This is a genomic window from Psychrobacillus sp. FSL K6-2365, from assembly GCF_038003165.1.
GTDB lineage: Bacteria > Bacillota > Bacilli > Bacillales_A > Planococcaceae > Psychrobacillus > Psychrobacillus psychrodurans.
Genome location: NZ_JBBOOO010000001.1, coordinates 410,198 through 434,538, shown reverse-complemented (window position 1 = coordinate 434,538; position 24,341 = coordinate 410,198). Strand labels below are relative to the sequence as shown.

Genomic DNA, 24,341 nt, shown 5'->3' with positions numbered 1-24,341 from the left:
CTTTTTGGTAGGCTGGTCATAACCGACGTTACATCCAGCCTCAATTTTTTCATCACATTATTCTTTGGGTATTCTTTAGAACTATTCCGCTACGGGGGATACTTGGCATACTAACCAAGCTATAGCTCAAATCTTGTTCCGGAAGCTGATAAGCTAAATGATTAACTAAAAAATTGAGCGATACTTCCATTATTTCAATGGTCACAAATTCTCCCGCACAACGGTGTCCCATCATATAATCTCCTCCACCTTGAGGTATGAAATCGAAAGGGCTTTTATCCCATCCGGTAAACCTATCTGGATTAAATATATCCGGGTTATCCCACAATTCTGCATCATGATTTGTTCCATACAAATCAAGTAACGTTAACGTCCCTTCTTTAAAAACATAGCCTTCCCAAGTAAAATCTTTCCTTACTTTTGCTGCTGCCATTGGAAAGAAAGGATAAAAACGTCTCACTTCTTGAACAAACATTTGAAAATACTTCGCATCTGCAGTCTCGAGCTTTGCTTTTTGCTCAGGATAATGGTGAATTGAGAGTGCAGTAAAATTAACATAAATAGCAATTGCAACAATTGGTCTTAAAATATTTACTACTTCAACAGCTGCTACTTTTTCCTCTAGCCATTTCCCTTCCAAGTCTTTGTGCAAAGAGATTTCTCGTAGCGCAGTACCTTCTGGTGGAGTAAGATGCCCCTCTCGAACTTGATTAACTAAACCTACTACCCATTGTTCTAACTGCTTACGGGCATACCTCCCTTTCCAATGCTGTGGACCAAGGGCGGTTGGTGATTCAAATAAGGCAGCCAACTGCTCCGCTTTTTCTTTTAGTTCCTCCTCCTTAACCGGAACTCCACTCCATTCACATGCGATTCTACACATGATTTCTTTTGCTTCATCATACAAAACGATCTGCTCCATCTGCTCCCACTTCATTGCAGCTATTTGCCATTGCATTTTCGTAATTTCATGTAAAACTTGTAGGCGACTCTTCGTCATCAACGACATAAACATCGACTTACGATGGCGATGTGCCTCATCATCTAATGTTTGGACCCCTTCCTCTCCAAATAATGTCTTTTGCAAACGTTTAGGAGCTACCCCTTTTCGCATAAATTTCTCTTCATCATAAAACAATTCTGCTGCTTTTTTTCCACTCATACAGATTGCACTCTGCCCTAATAAGCGAGTTTCAAATATGTTAGAGGCGAAGCTTTTCTTTCTATTTGGAATGTACATATATCCTTCTCTTAACAAACTCAGACTGTGATCTAGCCCTTCTTCACGAGGAATATTATTAGTCATGCTCATACACCCTTTCCTACTAAAACTTTCCTCATCATCTTTTCCCTATTGCATCTTATTGAAACTTGGTAAAACAAATAGTAGAAAACAAGCAATTCAAAAAGCAGTCAAAATCGAGTAGAGGGAAAATAATTTAATTATTTTCGCCCCTCTCACACCACCGTACATACGGTTCCGTATACGGCGGTTCAATTTATATTACAGTGTGTACTTTTAGATAATGTTCTAAAGCAGATGGAAGTCCTCTTTGCTTAAGTCTTTTGTTTGAGATTGCTCTATGAACAACTTTTGAAAGTCCGATGTACCGATAACCTTTTCGACAGTAAGTTAATCCTTTCGCTTCTTCCTCTGGAATTCCTAATTGGACAAGCGATTTGATTTGTTTCTTCGGTACCTTCCATTGCTTCCAGACGATAACTCTGATTCTGGACCGAAGCTTCTTATCTATCAAGGTCATCGCTTTTTTCATTTTTGAAATTCTAAAGTAATTAACCCATCCAAGTATGACTTGTTTTAGTTTTAAAATTCGGAAGTCCAGCCGGACGCTCCAATTTCGTTTGGTTAATTTTCTAAGCTTTCTTTGAAATTTTTGTATGGACAGTGAATGAGGTTTAACTTGATATTTGTTATTTAGAAAATCGTAGTAATACCCAAATCCCAAGAATTTTAAGTCTTTTGGACGGGAGATTTTACTCTTTTCTACGTTGACTATCAGTCCTAATTTCTTTTCTATAAATCTCACGAGTGATTCCTTCACTCTATTTGCGGCTTTTTCACTCTTCACAAAGATTAAGGCGTCATCAGCGTATCTCACGAAGTGGAGTCCTCTACTTTCTAGTTCCTTATCCAATTCGTTTAACATAATATTACTCAACAACGGGCTTAGGTTTCCTCCTTGCGGAGTTCCAACTGGTGTTTCTTCATATTTTCCATTCACCATAACCCCACTGGCAAGATATTTTCTTATAAGAGAAATGACATCTCCGTCGTCTATTGTATTAGAAATGATTCGCATGAGTTTATCGTGGTGGACTGTATCGAAAAATCTTTCCAGGTCAATATCCACAACCCAATCATGTCCATCATTCAGAAATTCCAAGCTCTTTATAATTGCCATTTCACAACTTCTTTTCGGTCTAAAGCCGTAACTGAATTCGCTGAACTGCTTTTCGAATATCGGACTGAGTACTTGATGAACCGCTTGTTGAACTACCCTATCCACTACTGTTGGTATTCCCAGTTTGCGCATCTTTCCATTTTCTTTTGGGATTTCCACTCGTAAGGCAGCTTGTGGTTGGTATTTTCTAGTTCTGATGCGCTGACGTATCTCATCCTTGTTCTCTTTCAGATATTGTTTCAGCTCATCAACAGTTATTCCATCGACACCACTTGCCCCCTTATTTCTATAGACACGCAAGTAGGCATCATTCATGTTTTGATTACTAAGGATCTTTTCTAAAAGTTCCACACTCGTTTCTCCTTTCCTCTCACGTAGTAAATGATATCTCCGTTTTGGTTATCCTCTGAGTTACGCTCATACTTTTACCATTAACACATTCGGAGTTCGTCACTTACGCATTCGTGGCGTTGAAACACTATAAATTGTTCAGCCCTTCATGACCTTAGGTCATTACTATGGCTTCTGCTGACTTCTTGCGACTAACCTTTTTCGACTGTAAATATGTACATCCGCAAGACCTCCCAGGGTAAGACAGCTATCTTTCCTCTTTTACTCGCCTGATTTACCCTACAAAGTTACGCACATCTTTTGGACTTTAACTTGTTTAGGAGCCTTATCCCTTTGTAGAGCCTTTGTATCAGATTTCTGTTCGTCGAGCCAAGATTTTATTCCACGCTTCCTCTAGCCCTTATCTCACGATAAGCACCTTGCGCTTCCTTAGTGGTTGGTCGATGTGTACCCCCACAGTGGACTTTCACCACCTAGATAGTTGCCATGCCTAACACACTAAGAAAAACCGGGCAAAAGACGCCCGGTACTTTAAGAACAGAAATATGGATATGCCGTTAATTGCAGTGAAGGACGGACGCTTTCCGTGGGCACGGCTTCAGCCGTTTCCTTCGCTTCGTCCAGGGTCTTCAGCTCGCGCTGTTCCCACTTGAGTCGCCGCCCTGCGCTCCAAATCAACCATGTACTCTTGAAGCAATCATAGATGATGTTATCACTACATAAAATTAGACCACTCTTACCATCTAAACGATAGGCTATGCCCTACCCTTATAATGGAATACTACACACTTGTTGATGGAAGAGGAATGTGGCGACCCCTGTGGGATAAGCGAGAAAGTCGATACTCTTCAGGTAGCGTACAAGGAAGCTCGGCATCGCCCGTGGAAAGCCTCCACATGAAACGAAAATCACAGGATTATTCGTTCTTTAAAGCCCTACGAATCGACATATTTATATATTTTCCTATCTCTTAAAATAAAACCCCATCCAATCAAAATGGATGGGGTTTACTCACTATATTATATTTAAATTTAAATGAACATACCTGCAATAGATGCACTTAAAAGTGAAGCTAACGCCCCTGCTGCTACTGCACGAAAACCTAAACGAGCAATATCTGAACGACGACTCGGTGCCATTGAACCAAGACCTCCAAGTAAAATAGCCATAGAGCTTAAATTGGCAAATCCACATAACGCAAAACTAACCACAATGACAGTTTTAGGCGATAAATTTGCAATCTCAGGTGCAAATGAAGAATAAGCAACAAATTCATTCAATACAAGTTTTTGCCCGATATATGAACCTGCTTGTACTGCTTCTGCCCATGGAACACCAATTGCAAATGCTAATGGAGAGAAAACAAATCCTAAAACACCTTCAAGTGAGAGATCACCGTATCCGAACCACCCACCTATACCTCCAAGTAAACCATTAAGCAACGCAATAATTCCGATGAAAGCTAACAGCATCGCACCGACGTTCAGTGCAAGCTGTAGCCCTTCACTAGCTCCTTTTGCAGCTGCATCAACAACGTTTGCCGAACTTTCATCCTTTTCCATGACAAAATCAGTTTCATCTACCTCTTCTGTTTCAGGAATCATTATTTTTGCTAAGATCAAGCCTGCTGGTGCTGCCATAAAGCTAGCAGCTAACAAGTATTCTAGCGGAACACCTAATAATGCATACCCTACAAGCACAGAACCTGCTACAGACGCCAATCCTCCGGTCATAACAGCGAAAAGTTCAGATTTAGTCATTTTTGCTATAAAAGGTCGAATAACTAGTGGAGCTTCTGTTTGTCCCACAAAAATATTTGCTGCAGCAGAAATGGATTCCGCTTTTGAAGTTCCTAAAATTTTAGAAAGAACTCCTCCAATAATTTTAATAAAGAACTGCATAACTCCTAAATAATATAGAATAGAAATAAGTGAAGAGAAGAAAATGATAATTGTCAACACTTGAAAAGCAAAAACTACCCCAGATTGATTTGCCACTAAGGGTCCAAATAGGAAAGAAATTCCTTCGTTTGCGTAGGAGATTAAGTTTTGTACTCCATTCGAAAACTTAACCAGAACTTCACGTCCTGTTTCCCACTTCAGCACCACAAAAGCAAATAAGATCTGTATCGTCAACCCTGCTAGGATTGTTCTTAATTTAATCGATTTTTTGGCACTTGAGAAAAGAAAAGCAATACCTAAAACGACTAGAATACCGCAGATTCCCCATAACACATTCATCATTGTTCCTTCTTTCTATACAGTAGTAAACACTACTTTTAATATCCGGGTTGATTGATGTCTGACGACAGACGACTCAATCGCATATTACCAAATAGAATAATCGATGTAAAATGAAAGGCTATTCAAACTTTTCAAGTATAAATTATTATTGTTGGTTTACCCTATTTCCTCTAAAATAATATTATTTTTTTCAGATTCCTCTTTAAACCTAACCCTTCTCTTACTCCATGGGTCATTTATTATTGATATAATAGAGCTACTAATGGATTCGAAAGGTGTGAATAACTTGTCTAAGGAATCGATTTTAATCGTAGAAGATGAAGAAAAAATAGTAAGGCTACTTGAAATTGAATTGGACTATGAAGGCTATGAAACCGGCAAGGCTTTGGATGGGATTGAGGCTTTTGACATGTTCCTTTCACAAAAATGGGATTTGATCTTACTAGATATAATGCTTCCAGGTATGAGTGGAATTGAATTACTACGACGCATTAGAGGAAAAAATTCTGTGGTTCCAATTATCTTATTGACTGCCAAGGATTCTATTGAAGACAAAGTATCTGGTCTAGACCTTGGCGCAAGTGATTACATAACAAAGCCTTTCAGAATGGAAGAATTGCTTGCTAGAATTCGTGCAGTGCTAAGAATGAGCCAAATCACTATTCCTACAAGTCCAATAGATGACGAGTGGATTCAGTTTAGTGACTTACGAATTAATGAAAAAACAAGAGATGTTTTTAGAAGTGATTTAGAAGTCAGTTTGACTCCAAAGGAATATGATTTACTTTTATATTTACTGAAAAACAAGCGACAAGTATTGGATCGCGGACAGATTCTTGAATCGGTATGGGGCTACGACTACTATGGGGATACAAAGATCGTCGATGTATATATCAGATACCTTCGTAAAAAAATCGATGCAGATCATGAGACTGCACTCATACATACAGTGAGAGGCGTAGGATATGTCCTGAAGGATGCCACATGAAACTACGTAATAAAATAAATCTATATACGTCGGTATTATTTATCGTGCTGTTGATAATCATGAATTCTTCTATCTATTTTGTATTTAGTCATTTAATGAAAGAAAATGAACTAGAGCGTACACAAGCAGAGGTCGAAAAGGTGGTCACCGATATCAAAATAGCGGCTGACAGTATAGCGCCTAGTGAGTTATTACGTGCTAACGTACCGGTGGACGGCATGATTCAATTATTGAAAGAGGACTTAACTACTGACAATAAAATCACCTCCCTATCTGAGGGAAAACTAAGTTCACGGGACAATAACTTTTACGACGGAGAGTTTAGTGAGTTGTTAACATATGAGGGAACATCATATGTTTTTGTATCGTTCCCCATGGTGTGGCTTGACGGATCTGTTGTGAATTTACAGATGACCACTAGTATTGAACCTACTAACGATATGATTCATTTATTAGGAATCGTTTTAATATTTGTAACTTTAATTGCAGTCTTACCAACCCTAATTTCTAGTCGAATTTTAAGCAATTTAATCATCCAACCAATTCGTACAATGATTAATACAATGAAAGATATACAAAAAAACGGTCAATTTAAACAATTAGAGCTAAAGGATACTACCGAGGGAGAACTAGTAGAAATGGGAGAAACGTTCAATCATATGATATCGCTGCTTCAAAAAAACTATGAAAAGCAGGAACAATTTGTCTCCAATGCATCACATGAGCTTCGAACTCCTTTAACAATTATTGAAAATTATGCAGATTTAATGAAGCGACGAGGTTTAGAACGGCCAGACTTATTTGAGGAATCCATTGATGCCATCCACTCTGAGGCTATTCGAATGCGAGAAATGACAGAGCAGCTATTGTCCATTGCAAGACAGGAAAAATGGATTCTCCAAATGGAGCAGATTAACATTTGCCAGCTTGTCCAGGAAATAGCGAACACCTTTCAAACAACTTATCACCGCGATTTATTTGTCGAAGGGAGCAAGCAGATAATTGGTTATGCTGACATTCAAAAGCTGAAGCAATTACTCTTCATCTTTTTAGATAATGCGCGTAAGTATAGTGATGGCCCAATTACTATTCACGTTGGACAGACAGAAAAAGAGACCACTATCCAAATCAAGGATAGAGGAATTGGCATACCTAAAGAGGATCTACCGAAAGTTTTTAATCGTTTTTACCGAGTTGATCAAGCAAGAAGTAGGAAGCAAGGTGGTTCCGGCCTCGGACTAACTATGGCAAAAGATATTGCAGATGCACTCGGTGCACGAATTGAACTAAGTAGTAAAGAAAACCAAGGCACAGTCGTGACGCTTTTTATGCAAAAAGAAAAATAGACTTTCTCCCCGAATTCTAACTTTCGAGTTGTACACTATTGGCAACAGACAGAATCATGAGGTGACGCATACGATGAAGATAAATAAATCCAGTTGGATAATTGGAGGAACCATATTAGTAGTTTTGTTAGTATTCGGTGTGCTTTGGCTATCTCTTTTTTCTACTAAGACTCTCACAGAAAAGGAATTGAAAGAAACTGCGCTAGCAAAATATCCAGGTGAAATTATCCACGTTTCGAAATCCGATAACGAGTATCAGATTGAAATTCAAATGGAGAATGGTGTTTACATTGTTAGGATGGATACAAAAAAAGGAGATATACTTTCACTAGAACAAATGACGACTGAAGAGGTAGCACCTCCCTTTAATAAACTGACTAAGGATCAAATAAAAAAAGAAATTGCTACACTAGGTGAGTTAAAATCCATTCATTTTATAAATAATACAGATACCCCATACTACGAAGCAATTGTTCAGAAGGAAAATGAGGAAATCACGCTAAAAATAGACCCGTATAACGGTTCCATAATAGAGTCAACTCATGCTCCAACAGAAGAACCCGTAACAACAGAAAGCACAATCCTCACTGAGCAGGAGGCACTCATTATTGCAGCAGAACATTTAAAAGGCGTTGCAGATGATGATGTAGAACTTCATCACCCTTCTGGTCAAACACCATACTACTTGGTGGAGGTTGAGATTGAAAATGGAGAAAACGATCGTGAAGCAGTTGTCCAAGTTGATGCATACACTGGTACAGTGAAATCGGTAGATTGGGAGGATTAAAAGAAGCCCTAAATAAGGTTGGTCGCGGCAACTACCGCTACCAACCTTTCTTTTTGAAAAATTGTTCTGCCGCATACTCTTTTATCTCTACGTGCTTGTGCAGAAGCACTTCATTGTGATGTTTCGATGTTTACTTACGTTCACTTTTATTTACTTGAGGTCTATCTATATACTGCTTGTGTAACCCTTACTTGCGAATCAGGAATTTTTTCCAATCTTCCTACGAGTGTAAATTTATTTTCTATCCAAATTTTAACCTTCCCCTCCCCATCCTTTCTTTTTGGTTGTTTATAGTAGTACATGTAAAGCAAACAAAACTTAGGAGGAGAAATAAATGAAAAAAATAGTAATTGGTTCATTAGCAGCTGCACTTGTGATTAGCGGAGGACTTACGATTAATGCTCTAGCAGATGACGACAACCTTAAAATAAGTAAATCGCAAAACGAAAAATTGATCGGTATGGAAAAGGCTAAAGAAGTGGCACTTACGCAAGTAGATGGAATAATTGAAAGTGTAGAATTGGAACAAAGAAACGGAAAGACATTTTATGATGTAGATATCGATGCAGAAAAATCTAAAGAATACGAAGTACGCGTCGAAGCTTACACAGCAAAAGTCTTAAATATAAGAGAAGATGACGATGACCAAGACGACGATGATGATCAAGTGCCTACTAATGCTAAGCTTATAACAGAAGCTAAAGCAATTGAAATTGCTCAGAAACAAATTAAAGGAACACTTTCAGAAATCAAATTAGATTCGGATGATGGTCAGTTTGAATATGAAATTGAGCTTCGCACAGCCAAGGGCAAAGCAGAGTTTACAGTCGATGCAACCACAGGGAAGATCCTCGAATCTGAGCTAGACGACGATGATGACGACGATCGTTATGACGATTAAAATATAATACTAATCGCTTGATGTGCACGCATCAAGCGATTTTTTTGATTACTAGAATACATGGGAATATTAGAACTGGTATTAATGGGTATGGTAGAGTTAGAACAGGTATTTCAGCTATATTGCGATCCATATCGGCTAATCACACTAAGTATAATCTTGAAAGGATGATTCGATGAAAAAGCATTATTTCGTAAATGGTGAATGGAAATCTTCAAATAAATATACAGAACTACTTTCTCCCCATACAAAAGAAGCTATAGCACAGATTCCACAAGCTACTCTTGAAGATGTTGAAACAGCAATTGACATTGCGTATGAAACAAGAAAACAAATGGCAGCTTTAACTGCATACGAAAGAGCAGCCATTTTAGAACAAATTGCACAATTATTTATGGATAATCGTCAGAAAGCTGCGGAAATCATTTCTTTAGAAGCCGCTAAACCTATTAAATATGCATTAGGTGAAATTGATCGTACGATTGAAACCTATAAATTCGCTGCAGAGGAGGCTAAACGATTAACTGGAGAGATGATTCCAATGGACGCAGCAAAAAACGGGGCAAACCGTTTTGGCTATACAATTGAAGAACCAATTGGAGTAATTGGGGCGATTACACCATTTAATTTCCCACAAAACTTAGTAGCACACAAAGTTGGTCCTGCAATTGCTGCTGGCAACACAATCGTTTTGAAACCAGCCTCACAAACTCCCCTTTCTGCACTCTTTTTAGCGGAATTAATCGATCAAACAGCACTGCCAAAAGGTGTATTCAATGTAGTGACGGGTAGCGGAAAAACCATTGGAGATGCACTAGTCAAAAACGACAAAGTAAAAATGATAACATTTACTGGTAGTCCTGCAGTTGGAAAAGGTATTCGAGATAAAGCAGGATTGAAGAAAGTAGCTCTAGAACTTGGTTCTAACTCAGGCTTAATTATCGACAAAAATGTAGATTTAGCTCAAATTGTTCCAAAATGCGTAATGGGTGCATTTTCTAACCAAGGTCAGGTATGTATCTCTTTACAGCGCACATATGTAATGGATGAAATATACGATGAGTTTCTGGAGCAATTTTCCACACTAACAAACCAGCTCGTAATTGGAAGCCCAGATGATGAATCAACAGATATTTCGGCTATGATTCATCCCGACGAACAAGCACGTGCGCTAAGCTGGGTACAAGAAGCAGTCGAACAAGGCTCTAAGATTATCTCTGGTGGCACAATAGAAAATGGTGTTTTCTTACCTACTATTTTAGCAAATGTTTCCTCAACCTCTAAAGTTTCTTGCCAGGAGGTTTTTGCACCAATCGTTGTAGTTAACCGTATTTCTTCTATTCAAGAAGGCATTTCCGCTATCAACAATTCCGATTTTGGTTTACAGGCTGGCATTTTCACAAATGATATACAAACAGCATTTAAAGCTTCGAAGGAATTACAAGTTGGAGGTGTCATGATTAATGATATTCCTACCTATCGTATTGACCAAATGCCATACGGAGGTGTGAAAGAAAGCGGTACCGGTAAAGAAGGTGTTAAATATGCAATTCATGAAATGACAGAGACAAAGCTGGTTGTTTGGAATCAGCAATAACCTAAGATAAAAATTCGAGTAATAAATAATAATGTTTTAAGAACAGAAACATAGATATTGTTGATTTCGGCTCTGGGCGGACGCTTTCCGTGGGCACGGCTTCAGCCGCTTCCTTTGCTCCTGCGCAAGCTCGTCGCAAAAAAGATTTTCGCTACGCTCCAATCAACCATGCGCCTGAAGTAAACGGATAATTGAAGTCAATAATGTTGAACTGTACGCTATTAAGAAATTTTACTGTCCGCATTTATCATCGGATGACAGCATTTCAACTTCAACAGTTATCTTAGATGGTGTTTGCACTAAATTTGTACCACTTTTCTAAGCGATAGGCTTTTTCCAATCTTATAACAGAAGACTACACACTTGTTGATGGAAGTGGAACCCCACCGGTAGCGTAGAGTACGAGAAGGCTCTGCCTCGCCCGCGGAAAGCGTCCCCAGAAAAAAATCACAGGACTATTCGTTCTTTAAAACTCTACGAATCCAGTGTTCACAGAACATTTTATACCCTATCTTTTAAAAGAGGAGCCAAACTATGGCTCCTCTTTTTCTTTCCCCTCTAAATTTCTGAATTATTAATGTAAACAAAACCTATTAAATATCTCGGGTTTTGAATCGATAGTAGTATAGTACAACAATATTTATTATGTTAGGAGTGGCTTTATGAAAAATAGTATTGTGATTGGGTTATTATTCATGTTTTTATTGGTCATAAGTGGATGTGCTGAGAAGGACACGACTTCTGAATCCCATCAGCTAAAAGTCGGTATTATGCTTTCCGACGCTGGACTTGGAGATCAATCATTCTCTGATTTAGGATTCCAAGGTTTAGAAAAAGCACGTGACGAGTTAAATATTTCATTTGATTACCGTGAAATTGATGATACAGATACATATGCAAAAGGCTTAGAAGAGCTAGTGAAATCCGGTAACGACTTAATAATCGGACTAGGGTTTGCCATCCAAGAGGATCTCGAAACTATTGCAAAAAAATATCCAGAAGAATCATTTTTACTGATAGATGCTCAATCGGAGCTACCCAACGTATACAATGTAACATTTAAAGAAGAGGAAGCATCGTTTTTATTAGGAGCAATCGCGGGCATGAAAACAAAAAGTAATGTCATAGGATTTGTTGGAGGCGAGGATGTTCCTCTCATTCATAAATTTGAAAAAGGTTTTACGGCTGGAGTGAAGTCTGAAAATCCGAATGCTGTTATTTTGTCTAAATACGCAGGTGAATTTGGTAACGATAAATTAGGTGAAAGCATTGCAGCGGAAATGATTTCAGCTAAAGCTGACTTTATATATCCAGCTGCTGGATTTACAGGAGTAGGCGTTATAAATGAATCACAGCGCTCAGGTACTTATTCATTTGGAGTAGATAGCGACCAGTTTTATTTGGCTGAGAAAGCAGTGGTCTCCTCTATGCTAAAACAAGTGGACGTCGCTATTTTTAATACCGTTCAAGAACTTGTAGAAACCAATAAAATTCCCCAAAAAGATCAACTATTAGGAATAAAAGAAAATGGCGTAAGTATAGCACCAATTCGTGTAATCGATCTATCTACTGCTGAGCAAAATCGATTAGCAAAACTACAAGAAGATATCGCAAGTGGTTCCATTAAAATACTACATTAGAAATTAGGTGACTTGAATAATGAAGCTTAAACAGAAGATATTAATGATATCAATTATTCCTTTGCTACTATCTGCTTGCATCATCGCCTATAACATAATTCAACTAACGGCGTTAAAATCCTCTACGGAAGAAATTGTGGAAGCTTTAGTTAAAGTAGAAGAGTTAAATAGTTCAGCAAAAAGTTTACAAAAATCATTAAGTGTATATTCCCTTAACATATCAGAAAGCAATAAAAATGATATTGAGGTAGATTTAGCATCAACAAAATCTATAAACGATCAGCTAACTCCTTCCTTAACAACAACCGATCAGAAACAACTGAATACTAGCATAGCTAAAAAGTACGAAGAAATATTAAATTATTCCAATCAAGCAATTTCAGAGCAAAACCTTGCAGAGATAAAACGACAATCCACACGTACCAAAGGATTAATCAATGATGTGATTCGATTAAAACGAAATATTACTGCTGAATATTCGATTATGCAAAGTAATTTGCAAAACAAGATTGATGGAATTATTTACATTTCGATTATTTTAATTGTCCTCTTACTAGTTGGTAGTATTACATTGGTGATTTTCTTTACAAACAGGATTGTTCGACCAATACGCGACATTACCAAAAATGCTGAGGAAATTGCAAATGGAAACCTTGCTGTAGATATTGTACAGGTAAAAACCCGTGATGAAGTGGCTACATTACAGAAATCCTTTGAACAAATGACGCTGAATTTAAGAGAAGTCATTACCCATGTCTCTGATAGCTCCAATCAAGTAGCAGCTTCCGCTGAAGAGTTAATGGCAAGTGCAGACGAGACCATGAAGGGTACCGAACTAATCTCTACTTCAATTCAACAGGTTTCAGAAGGAGCAGAACACCAAACAAATATGGCAAAAGAATCAGCTCGCTCTGCTGAAGAAAGCTCAAATGCAATAACTCTAATTGCAGAAAAAGCAAAAGACACAATGGAAATAACGATTGCAACAAATGAGAAAACCATGCAAGGATCTGCATTCGTTCAAGATACTGTAGCACAGATGAAATTAATAAATGATGCAGTATTAGAAACAGATCAAGCACTTGTTACGCTCAATGAGCGTTCTAAAGAGATTGTTCACATATTAAAACTAATAACGGACATTGCCGAACAAACTAATCTGCTTGCCTTAAATGCGGCGATCGAAGCTGCACGTGCTGGTGAAGCAGGTAAAGGCTTTGCAGTAGTTGCAGATGAAGTTAGAAAACTGTCGGAACAAACTAGAAAATCGGTCTCTGACATATCCGATATTGCTACCGAAATTGAAAAGGATACGAAGCAAACGGTAACATCTATTAATGGTGTTAAGGAAAAAGTTGATTCTGGGCTTACAATCGCGCATCATACAGAAGAAACTTTCCAGGATATCCTGACATCTGTAGGGCAAGTAAAAGAACAAGTTGGAGATATATCGTCCATAACAAATAACATTCATAACATTGTAAGAGACGTTGCAACACAAGCTAATAATATGTCTACAGTAGCAAGCGACACATTTGATAGTTCATCTTCTGTTGCTGCAGCTTCCGAAGAACAACTTGCATCAATGGAAGAAGTGTCTGCTGCGGCTGTCTCTTTAGCAAACCTTGCTGAGGATTTACAAGTAAGAGTATCTAAATTTAATATTTAATAAAATTATCCCTGTGTATAAATTTCATACACAGGGATTTTTTTAGCTGTGGTTAATGGACCTTTAAAAGCAGTCGCCCAGTTTAAGAAAATGTCCGTTATTTTAATATTGGTACTTTACAGTAACGGTTGCAGTTATAGAAATCTCCCCTTGCTCAATCGGTGTTCCCGCCTGTGAACTAGCCATAGATAACGTTTTATAACGCTCTGGTCCACTTTGTTGCTGCTCCTCCACGATGGAAATTGGTTGTGGATGTAGTGTGAGCTTCATCGTTTGCGCAATGGTTTGAGCTTTAACTTGCGCATCATGTAGAGACCGCTGAAGTGCCTGTTGATAAACAAGCTCTGGATTATCTAGTCCAAATTGAATTGACGATATACTATTGGCACCATTCGCCACCGCAGTATCGATTACTATACCAGCTTTTCCAACATCGTCTATTTTAACCGTAATAGCATTCGTCACCTCATATCCTCTAAATAACTGTTTTCCTTCTATATAATCATATTGAGGAAAAACATTAAAAGCCGCTGTTTGTATATTTTCCCTCGGGATATTTAAAGCCAACAAAGACTGAATAACGCGGCTCATGATTTCCGCATTTTCAGCCTGTGTTTGTTGTACCTCTTCCCCTTCTGTCCTTACTTCTACTTGAAGTTGAACATAGTTTGGTGTGACCTCTACCACCCCACTACCAGTTACCGTAATGACTCGCACCATAGGAACCGATAGTGTTGGAATACCTGAATACAACATGGAATTACCACCTTTTTTATATGTTTATTTTAACAACAACTTTATTCATCACAAATAACAATAACGTTCATAAAATAAGGCATAATGACTTTCAGTGTAAAAGGAGTATGAAGAAGTGAAAGAATCGAAGGTCCATTTAGTTTCCGCTGCCCTGGGAAAGAATAATAACCAAAATCATTTTTACAACAATCCCCATTTAGAGTTTCTAGAAGAACAAACATCCGTAAATAAGCATCTTATGAACTGTGTTTCTCAGCTGGACCAATCCTGCAAAACAATTTTAAATGATATACGTGATCAAAACATAATCCTTAACAAGTTAAATAATAATCATAGATATGATTATGGAAATATTAAAAAGATACTGCTTAATTTTGCACAAACCTCAAAAGAATCCAAGTCCCAATTACAAAAAGTAGGGCAAACACTTCAAGTAATCCATGTTCATTTGGATAACCAATCTGAATTTAACGAGGTAACTAATAAACGAACAGAAAATTTAGAGAGAGCGTTAACCAAATTACAAGGAAGTGTAAATAGACAACGAAATTTCCTTAATAACTTTGCCATTAAACAAAACAGTTCTCTCGACAACATTAATGCTCAATTAGGCCAACATGGAAAACAATTTGATACGCAAAGGGAAATAATACAAAATGTAATAGAAGAACAAAATCGCTTTTTTACTATCGTATCGAAAAACTTAAAAGAACAGAACCTCTTGTACAAAATATATTCCGATAAACAAGATGAGTTAATACAAAATAACACCATTTTTTCCAATGGCGTCCTATCTAAGATTGATCACCAGGAAGAAATATTTAATCTATTAAACGAACAATTTAACAGACAAAAAGAAATTTTAATTGAGTTGTCAGAAACTCAAAATAATCAGTTTGACTTAATCTTAAATCAGTTTAAAGAACAAAACCATTTCAATAACTGTCTGAGTGAAAAACAGGAACTTTCCGAGGAAATGGATGAATTAATATTTGAGGAAATCAAACTTCAAATAACACAGCAGGATGACATATACAATTACTTACAAGATAGCCTTAATAGACAGCAAGGTTTTTTGCTTCAACTATCCGATAATCAAAATCGGCAACTTAAAAAAGTAACCGATAGCTTAGGGAACATAAAAGAGACTGAAGTAAGACATAACGACACATTAACTGAAGTAAAAGCGTCTATCGAAAAAATATTATATGCTAAAGGAAATATAGGTAGACATCTATCCAAGCTCCCCCCAGACTCCCCCATCAAACAAGTTATTTTAAGTGGTGTAGCAATTCCCGTAGAAAAACTAGTTTTAGTCAATCAAAATACGGGAATTGCTTTTTTTGCAAGTGGTACTCAAACTATCTCCATCGATATCGAAAAAATAGAAGGCATTCATTGGGAATAAGAGTATATAAAAAGTTGGTTATGACTTCAGTCATGATCAACTTTTTTATTATTCTGATTCTAACATTATTTGAAATTGGAGACTCATTACTTTATAAACTTCTTTTACTTGCAAATCTCAGTGTATAACCCTCTCTACAAATTTGTTTTCCACTATTAGGATATTAACTTAGTCTCTGAGATTCAAAATTAATATATTATAGTATCTCCTCCAGTACGAGGAGAATTTTAAAGGAGGTGTATAAACATGAACCAAAGAAGAGAAGAAGGTATTTGTGGTTTATTAGCAACGCTCTCTCCAAATCAACGTGTAAACGAAATCGTAGTGGATGGTTTCAGTGAGTCCGTATTTCGTTTTATAAACTTTGAAGAAGATACGCATCTTGCATATTTTAGAGAAGAATTGGGCGGATTAGTAGTTGCTGATTGTCGTCGTATTTCCTTGATAGACTTCCCTGCATAATGAGTAGTGAATTTACTTTCTAATTTATACCTTCGTAACTTAATAGATCAACGCTTGAAGTTATGTATTAACGAAAGTAAGAGAGACCAAGCGAATATATTCGCTTGGTCTCTACATTTATTCATACGGATTAATTTAAAATTTTAACTTTCACTGTTTTATGTCCCCAATTGATCGCTGCTTGTTTAGACGGGATGAAAATATCTATTTTATTTCCTTTAATACTACCGCCAGTATCACCAGCAATTGCTTCTCCATAGCCTTCTACCCATACTCGAGAACCTAATGGAATTACATTTGGATCAACAGATATAACTTTTTGATTTGGATTTGCCTTTAAGTTAATACCAGTAGCTGTAATCCCCGAACAACCTGCGCATGACGCTGTATAAGCTGTTGAAGTCATCGTTAACTCTTTCTCAACAGAAGCAGTTGCTTTTGCCTCCGAAGTTGGAGCGTTTGAAGTAGCTGAAGTCGTCGTAGCTGCACTTACTTTAGGCTGTATAACATTCGATCCTTCCAACACTAATTTATCTCCAGGTATGATTAAATCACTAGTTAGCTGATTACTAGTCATTAATTGTTTTATAGTCATATTATGTTTTTTTGCAATACTAGATAATGTATCTCCTAAAACAACAACGTAAGTTTCTAGAGCTTCCTCTACTTTTAATTGTTGAGATGGAAATATAATAGTTGAATTAAGATTGTTCCATTGCTGTAAGTCCTGTACACTTACATTCTCTGCTTGAGAAATAGACCAAAGTGTATCTCCTTTTTCTACCGTATGAACACTTGATGCAGACGCTTGTCCTGCCGCTCCTACTGATAGTGTTGCAATTGCGGTTAGTGCAATAATGTGTTTTTTCATAAAATGAATTTCCTCCTTTTCACTAACGAGATTCATCATACCACCTACATATGACAGAACCATTGCAATATCATTAGAAGAAAATATCATTTAAGTGACAAAATTCGACACGTTGCAACATTTGTAATATTACTTTTTTAGTAACTTATTATGCCATTTCGATAAGATTAGTAAAGCGATTAAACAACCTGTGAAGGCTAACGCCATATCCCATTGAGCATCCCATTGATCTCCTTGCATACCTACAAAGTCTTTAGCAGCTTTGCCACCTTTCGAAATTTTGGTACTTAACCACTCAATAATTTCGTATAATGCTGCAATGGATAAGATGATGCTTGTCGTGATTCCAAACAACCAAGCTCCGTTTGATAATGGTGTAAGGCGTAGTAATAACTCTCTTACTACAATTGCGGAGAAACCTTTAAAAAAGTGGCCCATACGATCATAATGATTCCGTTTTAAATCAAACTCCTCCTTGATCCAATTGAACAAAGGAACCTCAGAATATGTATAATGACCTCCTATAAATGTAAGAATACACAAAAAGACTATGATAAAGTATGACAATGTTGTAAATCGGAAATTCCTATAGGTTAAGGTCAGTATGATAATAATAACCAATCCTGGGCTTACTTCCGCTAGCCAATCTAGATAATCTAATGGGTTGATAGCTGACCATATTAATACGAGGATAACAATAATAAGTAAGTTAATATGTATTTTAGAGCTTGCTTGATATCCCAAACTTCCTTCCTCCTTTCATCATATAGAATGTCCAAAATAGCTTTTAATGATTCATATACGTTTCAGACCCTCAAAAACGGGGAAACGGATGCTAAGGAGGCGTTACTATGCCATGGAATAAAAGCGATTATCCTGATTCAATGAAAAACTTAGATGCAGATGTAAGGGAGAAAGCCATTGAAATTGCCAATGCATTGTTAGAAGATGATTATGAGGAGGGACGAGCGATTTCTATCGCTACTTCTCAGGCAAGAAAAGCAATACATGGTGATGGAGAGGAACGTGTCACATACGAAGTTATTTCTCGTGAAACTGACTGGGTCCTCATGAAAGCAGACGGTAAACGTGCCATAATAGTAGAGGAAACGAAAGAAGAACTACTTCAAAAAGCAAAACCATATGTAAATGAACAAAACGGAATATTAACGATTTATGAGGAAGATGGCTCTATACAGGATACTTTATACGATTAATGAAAGCACAGATACTTTTCTGTGTTTTTTTTAAAGATAAGAAACTATAGAATGATCAGTTAAGACTTAAGGTACTTAAGAAGGAAATGAGGCTGATGATTGCCATTTCAGTTGAATTTTTCACTGAATGACATAATGTTGGGTTCTTAGACTTTTATTTAAAAAATGCCTCACCTTTACGGTGGGGCTTTTATTGAATGAGAAAATATTAACATATTTGACTTTCTCCTTATCCCGCTGGAGTCGCCACCTTTCACTCAATTAAGCAAGTAGTATCCAACAAGAAAAGTTTGTATAGCCTATCGCATGGCTAAGCTAAAGGTAATTGATCCATTACTTTGGTACAATAAACTTATTTAAATGAGGTGGGAATTTTATGAGAGATTATACACAGATTTTTCTAGGGACAGCTTTTACGAGCAAATCCCCAACAGAAGTACAAATATTAAAAAATAATCTTTTCTTTGTGAATGCAGATGGAATGATTGATAAAATTATTGCTCCGGAACATTCAGAATATCAAAATTTAGTCAGTTCCTATAAAGGAAAAGAAAATTTCCATCAGTTAGAGGATCATCAATATTTCTTGCCTGGATTTGTCGATTTACACGTCCATGCACCACAATGGGCGCAGGCAGGAACAGCGCTAGATATCCCACTAAATGATTGGTTAAATACATATACATTTCCAATTGAATCTAGGTTCGCGGATTTAGATTTCGCCAATAAAGTTTACAACGATGTTGTCAGTACCCTTCTAGCGAATGGAACAACGACGGTTCTTTATTTTGCAACAGTGCATAAAGAGGCAAGTATATTACTCGCACAAATATGCGCAGAAAAAGGCCAACGTGGACTCGTTGGAAAAGTAGTTATGGATAATCCCGAAGAAAATCCAGACTTCTATCGAGATACTGATACAAATACTGCTTTAGCCGATACAGAAGAATTTATACTAGCCGTTAAAGAATTAGGTGAGACTTCTAAGCAAGGAGTATATCCAGTTGTAACTCCTCGTTTTATACCAAGTTGTACTGATGAGGCATTACAAGGATTGGGAAATCTTGCAGCTAAATATAATACGCACATACAGTCTCACTGTAGTGAAAGTGATTGGGAGCATAAATACGTTCAGGATCGGTTTCAGAAAAATGATGCGTTCGCTTTAAATGATTTTGGTCTGTTAAGTGATAAATCCGTAATGGCACACTGTAATTTCATAAGTGACGAGGATGCTGATTTATTTGTTGAAACAGGAACTGCAATAGCTCATTGCCCTATTTCCAATGCCTACTTTGCCAATAGTGTCATCCCAATCGCACACTTCCATTCAAAGGGTGTAGAAATCGGGTTAGGGACAGATATATCAGGAGGTTTTTCTCCGAGTCTTTACGATAATATAAAACAATCGGTAATCTCCTCTAGAATGCTAGAGGATGGAGTGAATACAAAACTTCCGGCAGATGAACGTGGAGTTCCTGGGTTACGTGTCACAGTCAACGAAGCCTTCTACCTCGCTACTGTAGGTGGAGGTGACAGTCTTAGCCTACCTATTGGTCGTTTAGCTGAAAATTATATTTGGGATGTACAAGTAATCGACACAACTAATCTCCCTCTTTATGATTCTAATCATGACTTACAGGATGCTTTTCAAAAAATGATGTATCTTATACGACCTGAAAATATACGAGAAGTTTGGGTTCAAGGAGAAAGAGTCCACTCTCGAGGTTAATAATGAATAACTTCTGAAGTTTTTGAAATCAAAAACTCAGAAAATTTCCATATACTTTAGTAAGTCAGTTACTGGTAACCCGCTGATAGGCAGCTAGCTCTAAATAGATTAGTATTAACCGTCTACTTCTGCCGCTTTATTTTTCTCATGAAGCTCACGCAAATAACATGAAACCCATCTTGAATAAAAACTCAAGATGGGTTTTTAGAGTGGCCTATTTTAAATAAAATAGGCCTCCATTTATAATTTCTATCTTTATTCTTGCTTCATACTGTTGTTGTAATGCTGTTTTCTCCATTTCGTAGCTCTCGGGTTTTTCTTCTACACCTTCATAGAAAAATTCTAATACTCGTATATCACGTTGCCACCTTTTTTCCGCTTGTGCTGCCCATGAATGATCATCATTCTGAATGAAGTTTTCAACTACTCCATCTAGCCGTTCTAAACCACGAATTGGTTTTATAACGAAAGGTAATAGAAAAGCATTAGGTGGCATTTCGGGAGCGATATTTGTCTCGCTTAAAGAAGCATGAAAGTCCGTTATGATACTGCCATTCATTAGATTAAGACCAAGTGAATGAAGCATTTCTTTCGTTTGGTTACTGTAATATGAAACTTTATAATTCACCACTAGCCACGGAGTTAAAATTGGACGTTTGTTCGATTCCTCCACTTGTTCAAACATTTGGATAAAAGTACCCATTTCATGCGTTACTTGAAAAAGTTGGCCAAGTCGTGGTGATCCGAAATGTACCAATTCTCCTTTAATGTTCTCTTTTAATTTTGTTTGGTCAGTTATTAATGTGAGCTGTGACGGACAAGGTACACCGCCAATGCTTTCAACGTATTGCCAATAATAGGGTCTATTCATTATTCGTTTATCCATATCAATCGTTAGCTGAACGGTAAGATAATGATCCGTATCATTCACAAACTGACAATTATTTTCAGTGAAAAAAGTTCGCAAATAATGTTGAACCTGTTGCGGATACATATATATCCTCCTTTACATGTCCCAATTTAAATCGTTTTCTTGAAAGCGGACAATATATCATCTAAATCACCTACAACCTTTTCAAAAACATCAATTTTTTTGTAGAGCAGCTGCAAAATATCTATTTCAATGGTGTTATCAATTGCCAAATTGTATATATGAACATCATGTTCTTGGCCAAGCCGGTGCACACGTCCTATACGTTGTTCTAACTTCATCGGGTTCCACGGTAAATCGTAATTGATCACATGATGACAAAATTGAAGGTTAATACCTTCCCCACCAGATTCGGTAGCTATCAATACTTGGGCGTGTTCTTTGAATAAATGCTTCATATAATCTCGTTTATTTTTATTGAATTTCCCATTAAAAAGCACACTTGTAATACCTTTTGTATGCAAATACCACTGTAAGTAAGCTTGACTTGCTTTATATTCTGTAAAAATGATTACTTTATCCTTTGCTTGTGAAATTATTTCATATGCTCTTTCTGCTTTTGAGTTTGTCTCTAATGCCATCAATCTTTGCATAACATTTTCAACAGAAGCATTTTCCTCGGGATTTGAACAATTTTGCCGCATTTTATTTAATGTAAGAAATGTAGCTTCCTTACTACTACACATTTCCTTTTGAAGTGTAATCATCGAAAATGCACCTGAAAATATAGGAGAGATATTTTTGAGGTTCACTATCATTTCATACACTTCTTTTTCTTCGTCAGAAAACTGTATCGGAATAATATTAACTTGGCGATTCGTCCATTCTATCCCTGTATCTTGTCTACGGTTTCGAACCATCACCTGGTTTACTAATTCTTTCAAGTAATCATCATGCTCTAAGTCATGTTTACTAGCAGAAAATGCCGACTGAAATGCCTCGTAGTTTCCAAGATGCCCAGGTTTTAATAGAGAAATGAGATTAAATAGTTCAAACACATCATTTTGAACAGGCGTAGCAGTTAACAGTAAGCAAAACTTTTTCTTTAAACTCTGCACAAATTCGTAAATTTTGGTTTTGTGATTTTTTAACTTATGCGCCTCATCAATAATAATCATGTCATAATCCTGTGCAAAGATGAGCTCTCTATGAGGACTTTTTTTCGCCGTATCCATACTTAAAACAACAACTTCACAATGTTCTAGTGGAGTATTTTTCTTATAAGGCACAGCTGGTATATAAAATTTATAATGCAGCTCTTCCACCCATTGATTGATAAGAGAGGCCGGAGCCAATATTAAAGCCTTCTTTACCAATCCACGAACAAGATATTCTTTCAATATCAAACCTGCTTCAATTGTTTTACCAAGTCCCACCTCATCAGCCAAAATTGCTTTTCCATTCATCCTTTCAATAACCGTTTCAGCAACATTCAATTGATGTTCGAGTGGTTTCAAATTAGTCAAATACTTAGGAGATTGAAGGCCAGTAAACTCAGTGATTAAATTATTTTTTACAATTTCATAGCTCATATTATAAAGAGTCCAATTATCCCATGGCTCAATATTTTCCAAACGTTTGATCAAACCCTCTGCCCATTCCGATGACTTTTCTATAATCATTTTCATCACCTCATATTACTTTTCCTTAGGTTGTCCCAAAAATAGAAGTGTATGTTTAAGTTTGTGAAATAAAGAGAAAGTCGATTAGCAATAATTCTAGCTTAGTTAGATTTTCCTGATTTGAAATCACAGAGAATCTCACAAAGACTGCTGTTTTAAAACTAATTATTTTTTTCACAAAAAAAAGATTGCCTTTCTTGTCGATAATGATATATAATATAAAAGTCGCAAATGATTTGAATTATATCAAATCTATTATTTAACCTCGGAGGAATACCCAAGTCCGGCTGAAGGGATCGGTCTTGAAAACCGACAGGCGGGTCATACCGCGCGGGGGTTCGAATCCCTCTTCCTCCTCCATTTTTATTTTTTTGTTGGTAGTTATAAATTTCTTATTGTCGCGGGTGGAGCAAATCGTCAAACTAAGATGACGATTAACACCGATGCAGGCGAAGCCGAAGCAGGTGTCCTACTTTTTTTGAGCGCAGTATCATGGTGTTTGTAAGTATTTTAACGTCGCGGGGTGGAGCAGTGGTAGCTCGTCGGGCTCATAACCCGAAGGTCGCAGGTTCAAATCCTGTCCCCGCAACCAAATGGTCCCGTGGTGTAGCGGTTAACATGCCTGCCTGTCACGCAGGAGATCGCCGGTTCGATCCCGGTCGGGACCGCCATTTATTATTTTGTGAGATTTAGGATAAGCAAGCTGACAAAGAGATTCGCAGCTTAGCACAAATCGATTAGAAGTTTGGAATAAGCAAACAGGTCGAGGAAACAAATGAGTGAAAGAAGAAACGTACTAAAGTACGTGACTGACTGAACGAATGAAGTTGACGAAGAGATGTGCAGCTTAGTGCAAACTGAATTGGCTCAGTAGCTCAGTCGGTAGAGCAAAGGACTGAAAATCCTTGTGTCGGCGGTTCGATTCCGTCCTGAGCCACCATATATGCGGGTGTAGTTTAGTGGTAAAACCTCAGCCTTCCAAGCTGATGATGAGAGTTCGATTCTCTTCACCCGCTTCATAATGTTAAAAGACCTATTGATCAAAAATCAATAGGTCTTTTTTTGATTATTTCTTTCGATTTTCTGCTTCGTCTAGAATTTCTCTTCGGAAACCTTCAATACTTTCTTTTCGACGTTCGTTTTTCTCTTTAATGGCTTCCCTATTGTTTCCAATGGTGTGTTCCATTGTTTCTTCAGCAGCTTCCATATTATCGATTGTGTTTTTTACCATTTTTTTTAATTTTTTTGCATTATCTGAACGATCATCTGGGTTTGGTTTATTATTATGAGTCACTTCAATTCCTCCTCTTATTTTTTGTCATACACATTTTATCGTCTCCTATCTTTTTAAAATTATTCGGTCGTACTTAATTTCTTTCATTCTCTGGAATAATTTT

Annotated in this window: 20 protein-coding genes and 5 tRNA genes; 16 read left to right on the top strand and 9 right to left on the bottom strand. The window is 37.1% G+C overall.

Annotation, left to right across the window (positions count from 1 at the left end; translation table 11 throughout):
• Window positions 1–52: 52 nt before the first annotated feature.
• From MKY29_RS02150 to MKY29_RS02140, 3 genes are all read right to left on the bottom strand, one after another.
• Window positions 53–1,312, bottom strand: coding sequence for a cytochrome P450 (locus MKY29_RS02150; RefSeq protein ID WP_340878858.1), 1,260 nt, complete (start codon window positions 1,310–1,312; stop codon window positions 53–55).
• A gap of 187 nt (window positions 1,313–1,499) precedes the next feature.
• Entirely contained in the window at window positions 1,500–2,774 is a 1,275-nt protein-coding gene (ltrA, locus tag MKY29_RS02145) for a group II intron reverse transcriptase/maturase (protein WP_340878857.1), read from the bottom strand.
• A 1,031-nt stretch (window positions 2,775–3,805) separates the two neighbouring features.
• Entirely contained in the window at window positions 3,806–5,014 is a 1,209-nt protein-coding gene (locus tag MKY29_RS02140) for a NupC/NupG family nucleoside CNT transporter (RefSeq protein WP_090564956.1), read from the bottom strand.
• 289 nt (window positions 5,015–5,303) lie between these two features.
• Here MKY29_RS02140 and MKY29_RS02135 point away from each other — a divergent pair, with 289 nt between their 5' ends.
• The 7 genes from MKY29_RS02135 (at window position 5,304) to MKY29_RS02105 (ending at window position 13,945) form a co-directional block, all read left to right on the top strand.
• Window positions 5,304–6,005 carry a response regulator transcription factor gene (locus tag MKY29_RS02135; protein WP_340878856.1) on the top strand — a complete coding sequence of 234 codons (702 nt, stop codon included), beginning with the start codon at window positions 5,304–5,306 and terminating at the stop codon, window positions 6,003–6,005.
• A complete protein-coding gene (locus MKY29_RS02130; protein WP_340878855.1) occupies window positions 6,002–7,351 on the top strand; it encodes a sensor histidine kinase in 1,350 nt (449 codons plus the stop codon). The genes MKY29_RS02135 and MKY29_RS02130 overlap by 4 nt, the downstream gene beginning before the upstream one ends.
• A gap of 73 nt (window positions 7,352–7,424) precedes the next feature.
• A complete protein-coding gene (locus MKY29_RS02125; protein ID WP_340878854.1) occupies window positions 7,425–8,138 on the top strand; it encodes a PepSY domain-containing protein in 714 nt (237 codons plus the stop codon).
• A 334-nt stretch (window positions 8,139–8,472) separates the two neighbouring features.
• Window positions 8,473–9,039 carry a PepSY domain-containing protein gene (locus MKY29_RS02120; protein ID WP_340878853.1) on the top strand — a complete coding sequence of 189 codons (567 nt, stop codon included), beginning with the start codon at window positions 8,473–8,475 and terminating at the stop codon, window positions 9,037–9,039.
• Window positions 9,040–9,214: 175 nt separating this feature from the next.
• A complete protein-coding gene (locus MKY29_RS02115; protein ID WP_340878852.1) occupies window positions 9,215–10,636 on the top strand; it encodes an aldehyde dehydrogenase family protein in 1,422 nt (473 codons plus the stop codon).
• A gap of 662 nt (window positions 10,637–11,298) precedes the next feature.
• The gene (locus MKY29_RS02110; RefSeq protein ID WP_340878851.1) at window positions 11,299–12,276 is read left to right on the top strand and encodes a BMP family lipoprotein; all 978 of its coding nucleotides are present in this window, start codon (window positions 11,299–11,301) and stop codon (window positions 12,274–12,276) included.
• A 19-nt stretch (window positions 12,277–12,295) separates the two neighbouring features.
• A complete protein-coding gene (locus MKY29_RS02105) occupies window positions 12,296–13,945 on the top strand; it encodes a methyl-accepting chemotaxis protein (RefSeq protein WP_340878850.1) in 1,650 nt (549 codons plus the stop codon).
• A gap of 102 nt (window positions 13,946–14,047) precedes the next feature.
• Here the strand turns inward: MKY29_RS02105 and MKY29_RS02100 are convergent, their stop codons facing one another.
• Window positions 14,048–14,701: an SIMPL domain-containing protein gene (locus tag MKY29_RS02100; RefSeq protein ID WP_340878849.1), complete on the bottom strand. Its 654-nt coding sequence runs from the start codon at window positions 14,699–14,701 to the stop codon at window positions 14,048–14,050.
• Window positions 14,702–14,816: 115 nt separating this feature from the next.
• On the opposite strand from MKY29_RS02100, the gene MKY29_RS02095 reads away from it, so the two are divergent.
• Both MKY29_RS02095 and MKY29_RS02090 read left to right on the top strand, forming a co-directional pair.
• Window positions 14,817–16,109, top strand: coding sequence for a hypothetical protein (locus MKY29_RS02095; RefSeq protein WP_340878848.1), 1,293 nt, complete (start codon window positions 14,817–14,819; stop codon window positions 16,107–16,109).
• Window positions 16,110–16,355: 246 nt separating this feature from the next.
• On the top strand, window positions 16,356–16,571 hold the full coding sequence (locus tag MKY29_RS02090; protein ID WP_090564979.1) for a hypothetical protein: 216 nt from the start codon (window positions 16,356–16,358) through the stop codon (window positions 16,569–16,571).
• 130 nt (window positions 16,572–16,701) lie between these two features.
• Here MKY29_RS02090 and MKY29_RS02085 read toward each other — a convergent pair whose 3' ends face one another.
• Window positions 16,702–17,442, bottom strand: coding sequence for a LysM peptidoglycan-binding domain-containing protein (locus tag MKY29_RS02085; RefSeq protein WP_340878847.1), 741 nt, complete (start codon window positions 17,440–17,442; stop codon window positions 16,702–16,704).
• Window positions 17,443–17,571: 129 nt separating this feature from the next.
• Window positions 17,572–18,186: a DUF2238 domain-containing protein gene (locus MKY29_RS02080; protein WP_340878846.1), complete on the bottom strand. Its 615-nt coding sequence runs from the start codon at window positions 18,184–18,186 to the stop codon at window positions 17,572–17,574.
• Window positions 18,187–18,293: 107 nt separating this feature from the next.
• Here MKY29_RS02080 and MKY29_RS02075 point away from each other — a divergent pair, with 107 nt between their 5' ends.
• Both MKY29_RS02075 and guaD read left to right on the top strand, forming a co-directional pair.
• A complete protein-coding gene (locus MKY29_RS02075) occupies window positions 18,294–18,659 on the top strand; it encodes a DUF2188 domain-containing protein (protein WP_090564984.1) in 366 nt (121 codons plus the stop codon).
• A 376-nt stretch (window positions 18,660–19,035) separates the two neighbouring features.
• On the top strand, window positions 19,036–20,391 hold the full coding sequence (gene guaD, locus MKY29_RS02070) for a guanine deaminase (protein ID WP_340878845.1): 1,356 nt from the start codon (window positions 19,036–19,038) through the stop codon (window positions 20,389–20,391).
• 214 nt (window positions 20,392–20,605) lie between these two features.
• On the opposite strand, the gene MKY29_RS02065 is transcribed toward guaD, so the two are convergent.
• Together MKY29_RS02065 and MKY29_RS02060 are read right to left on the bottom strand one after the other, a co-directional pair.
• Entirely contained in the window at window positions 20,606–21,385 is a 780-nt protein-coding gene (locus tag MKY29_RS02065; RefSeq protein WP_340878844.1) for a YqhG family protein, read from the bottom strand.
• A 26-nt stretch (window positions 21,386–21,411) separates the two neighbouring features.
• On the bottom strand, window positions 21,412–22,950 hold the full coding sequence (locus tag MKY29_RS02060) for a DEAD/DEAH box helicase (RefSeq protein ID WP_445677860.1): 1,539 nt from the start codon (window positions 22,948–22,950) through the stop codon (window positions 21,412–21,414).
• Between the two features lie 261 nt (window positions 22,951–23,211).
• Between MKY29_RS02060 and MKY29_RS02055 the strand changes: the two genes are divergently transcribed.
• From MKY29_RS02055 to MKY29_RS02035, 5 genes are all read left to right on the top strand, one after another.
• Window positions 23,212–23,304 (top strand) — tRNA-Ser (locus MKY29_RS02055).
• 157 nt (window positions 23,305–23,461) lie between these two features.
• A tRNA-Met gene (locus MKY29_RS02050) sits at window positions 23,462–23,536 on the top strand.
• Window positions 23,537–23,539: 3 nt separating this feature from the next.
• A tRNA-Asp gene (locus MKY29_RS02045) sits at window positions 23,540–23,615 on the top strand.
• 193 nt (window positions 23,616–23,808) lie between these two features.
• A tRNA-Phe gene (locus tag MKY29_RS02040) sits at window positions 23,809–23,884 on the top strand.
• 5 nt (window positions 23,885–23,889) lie between these two features.
• A tRNA-Gly gene (locus MKY29_RS02035) sits at window positions 23,890–23,960 on the top strand.
• A gap of 50 nt (window positions 23,961–24,010) precedes the next feature.
• Here the strand turns inward: MKY29_RS02035 and tlp are convergent.
• Window positions 24,011–24,238, bottom strand: a complete 228-nt coding sequence (gene tlp, locus MKY29_RS02030; protein ID WP_340878842.1) for a small acid-soluble spore protein Tlp — start codon at window positions 24,236–24,238, stop codon at window positions 24,011–24,013.
• Between the last annotated feature and the right edge of the window lie 103 nt (window positions 24,239–24,341).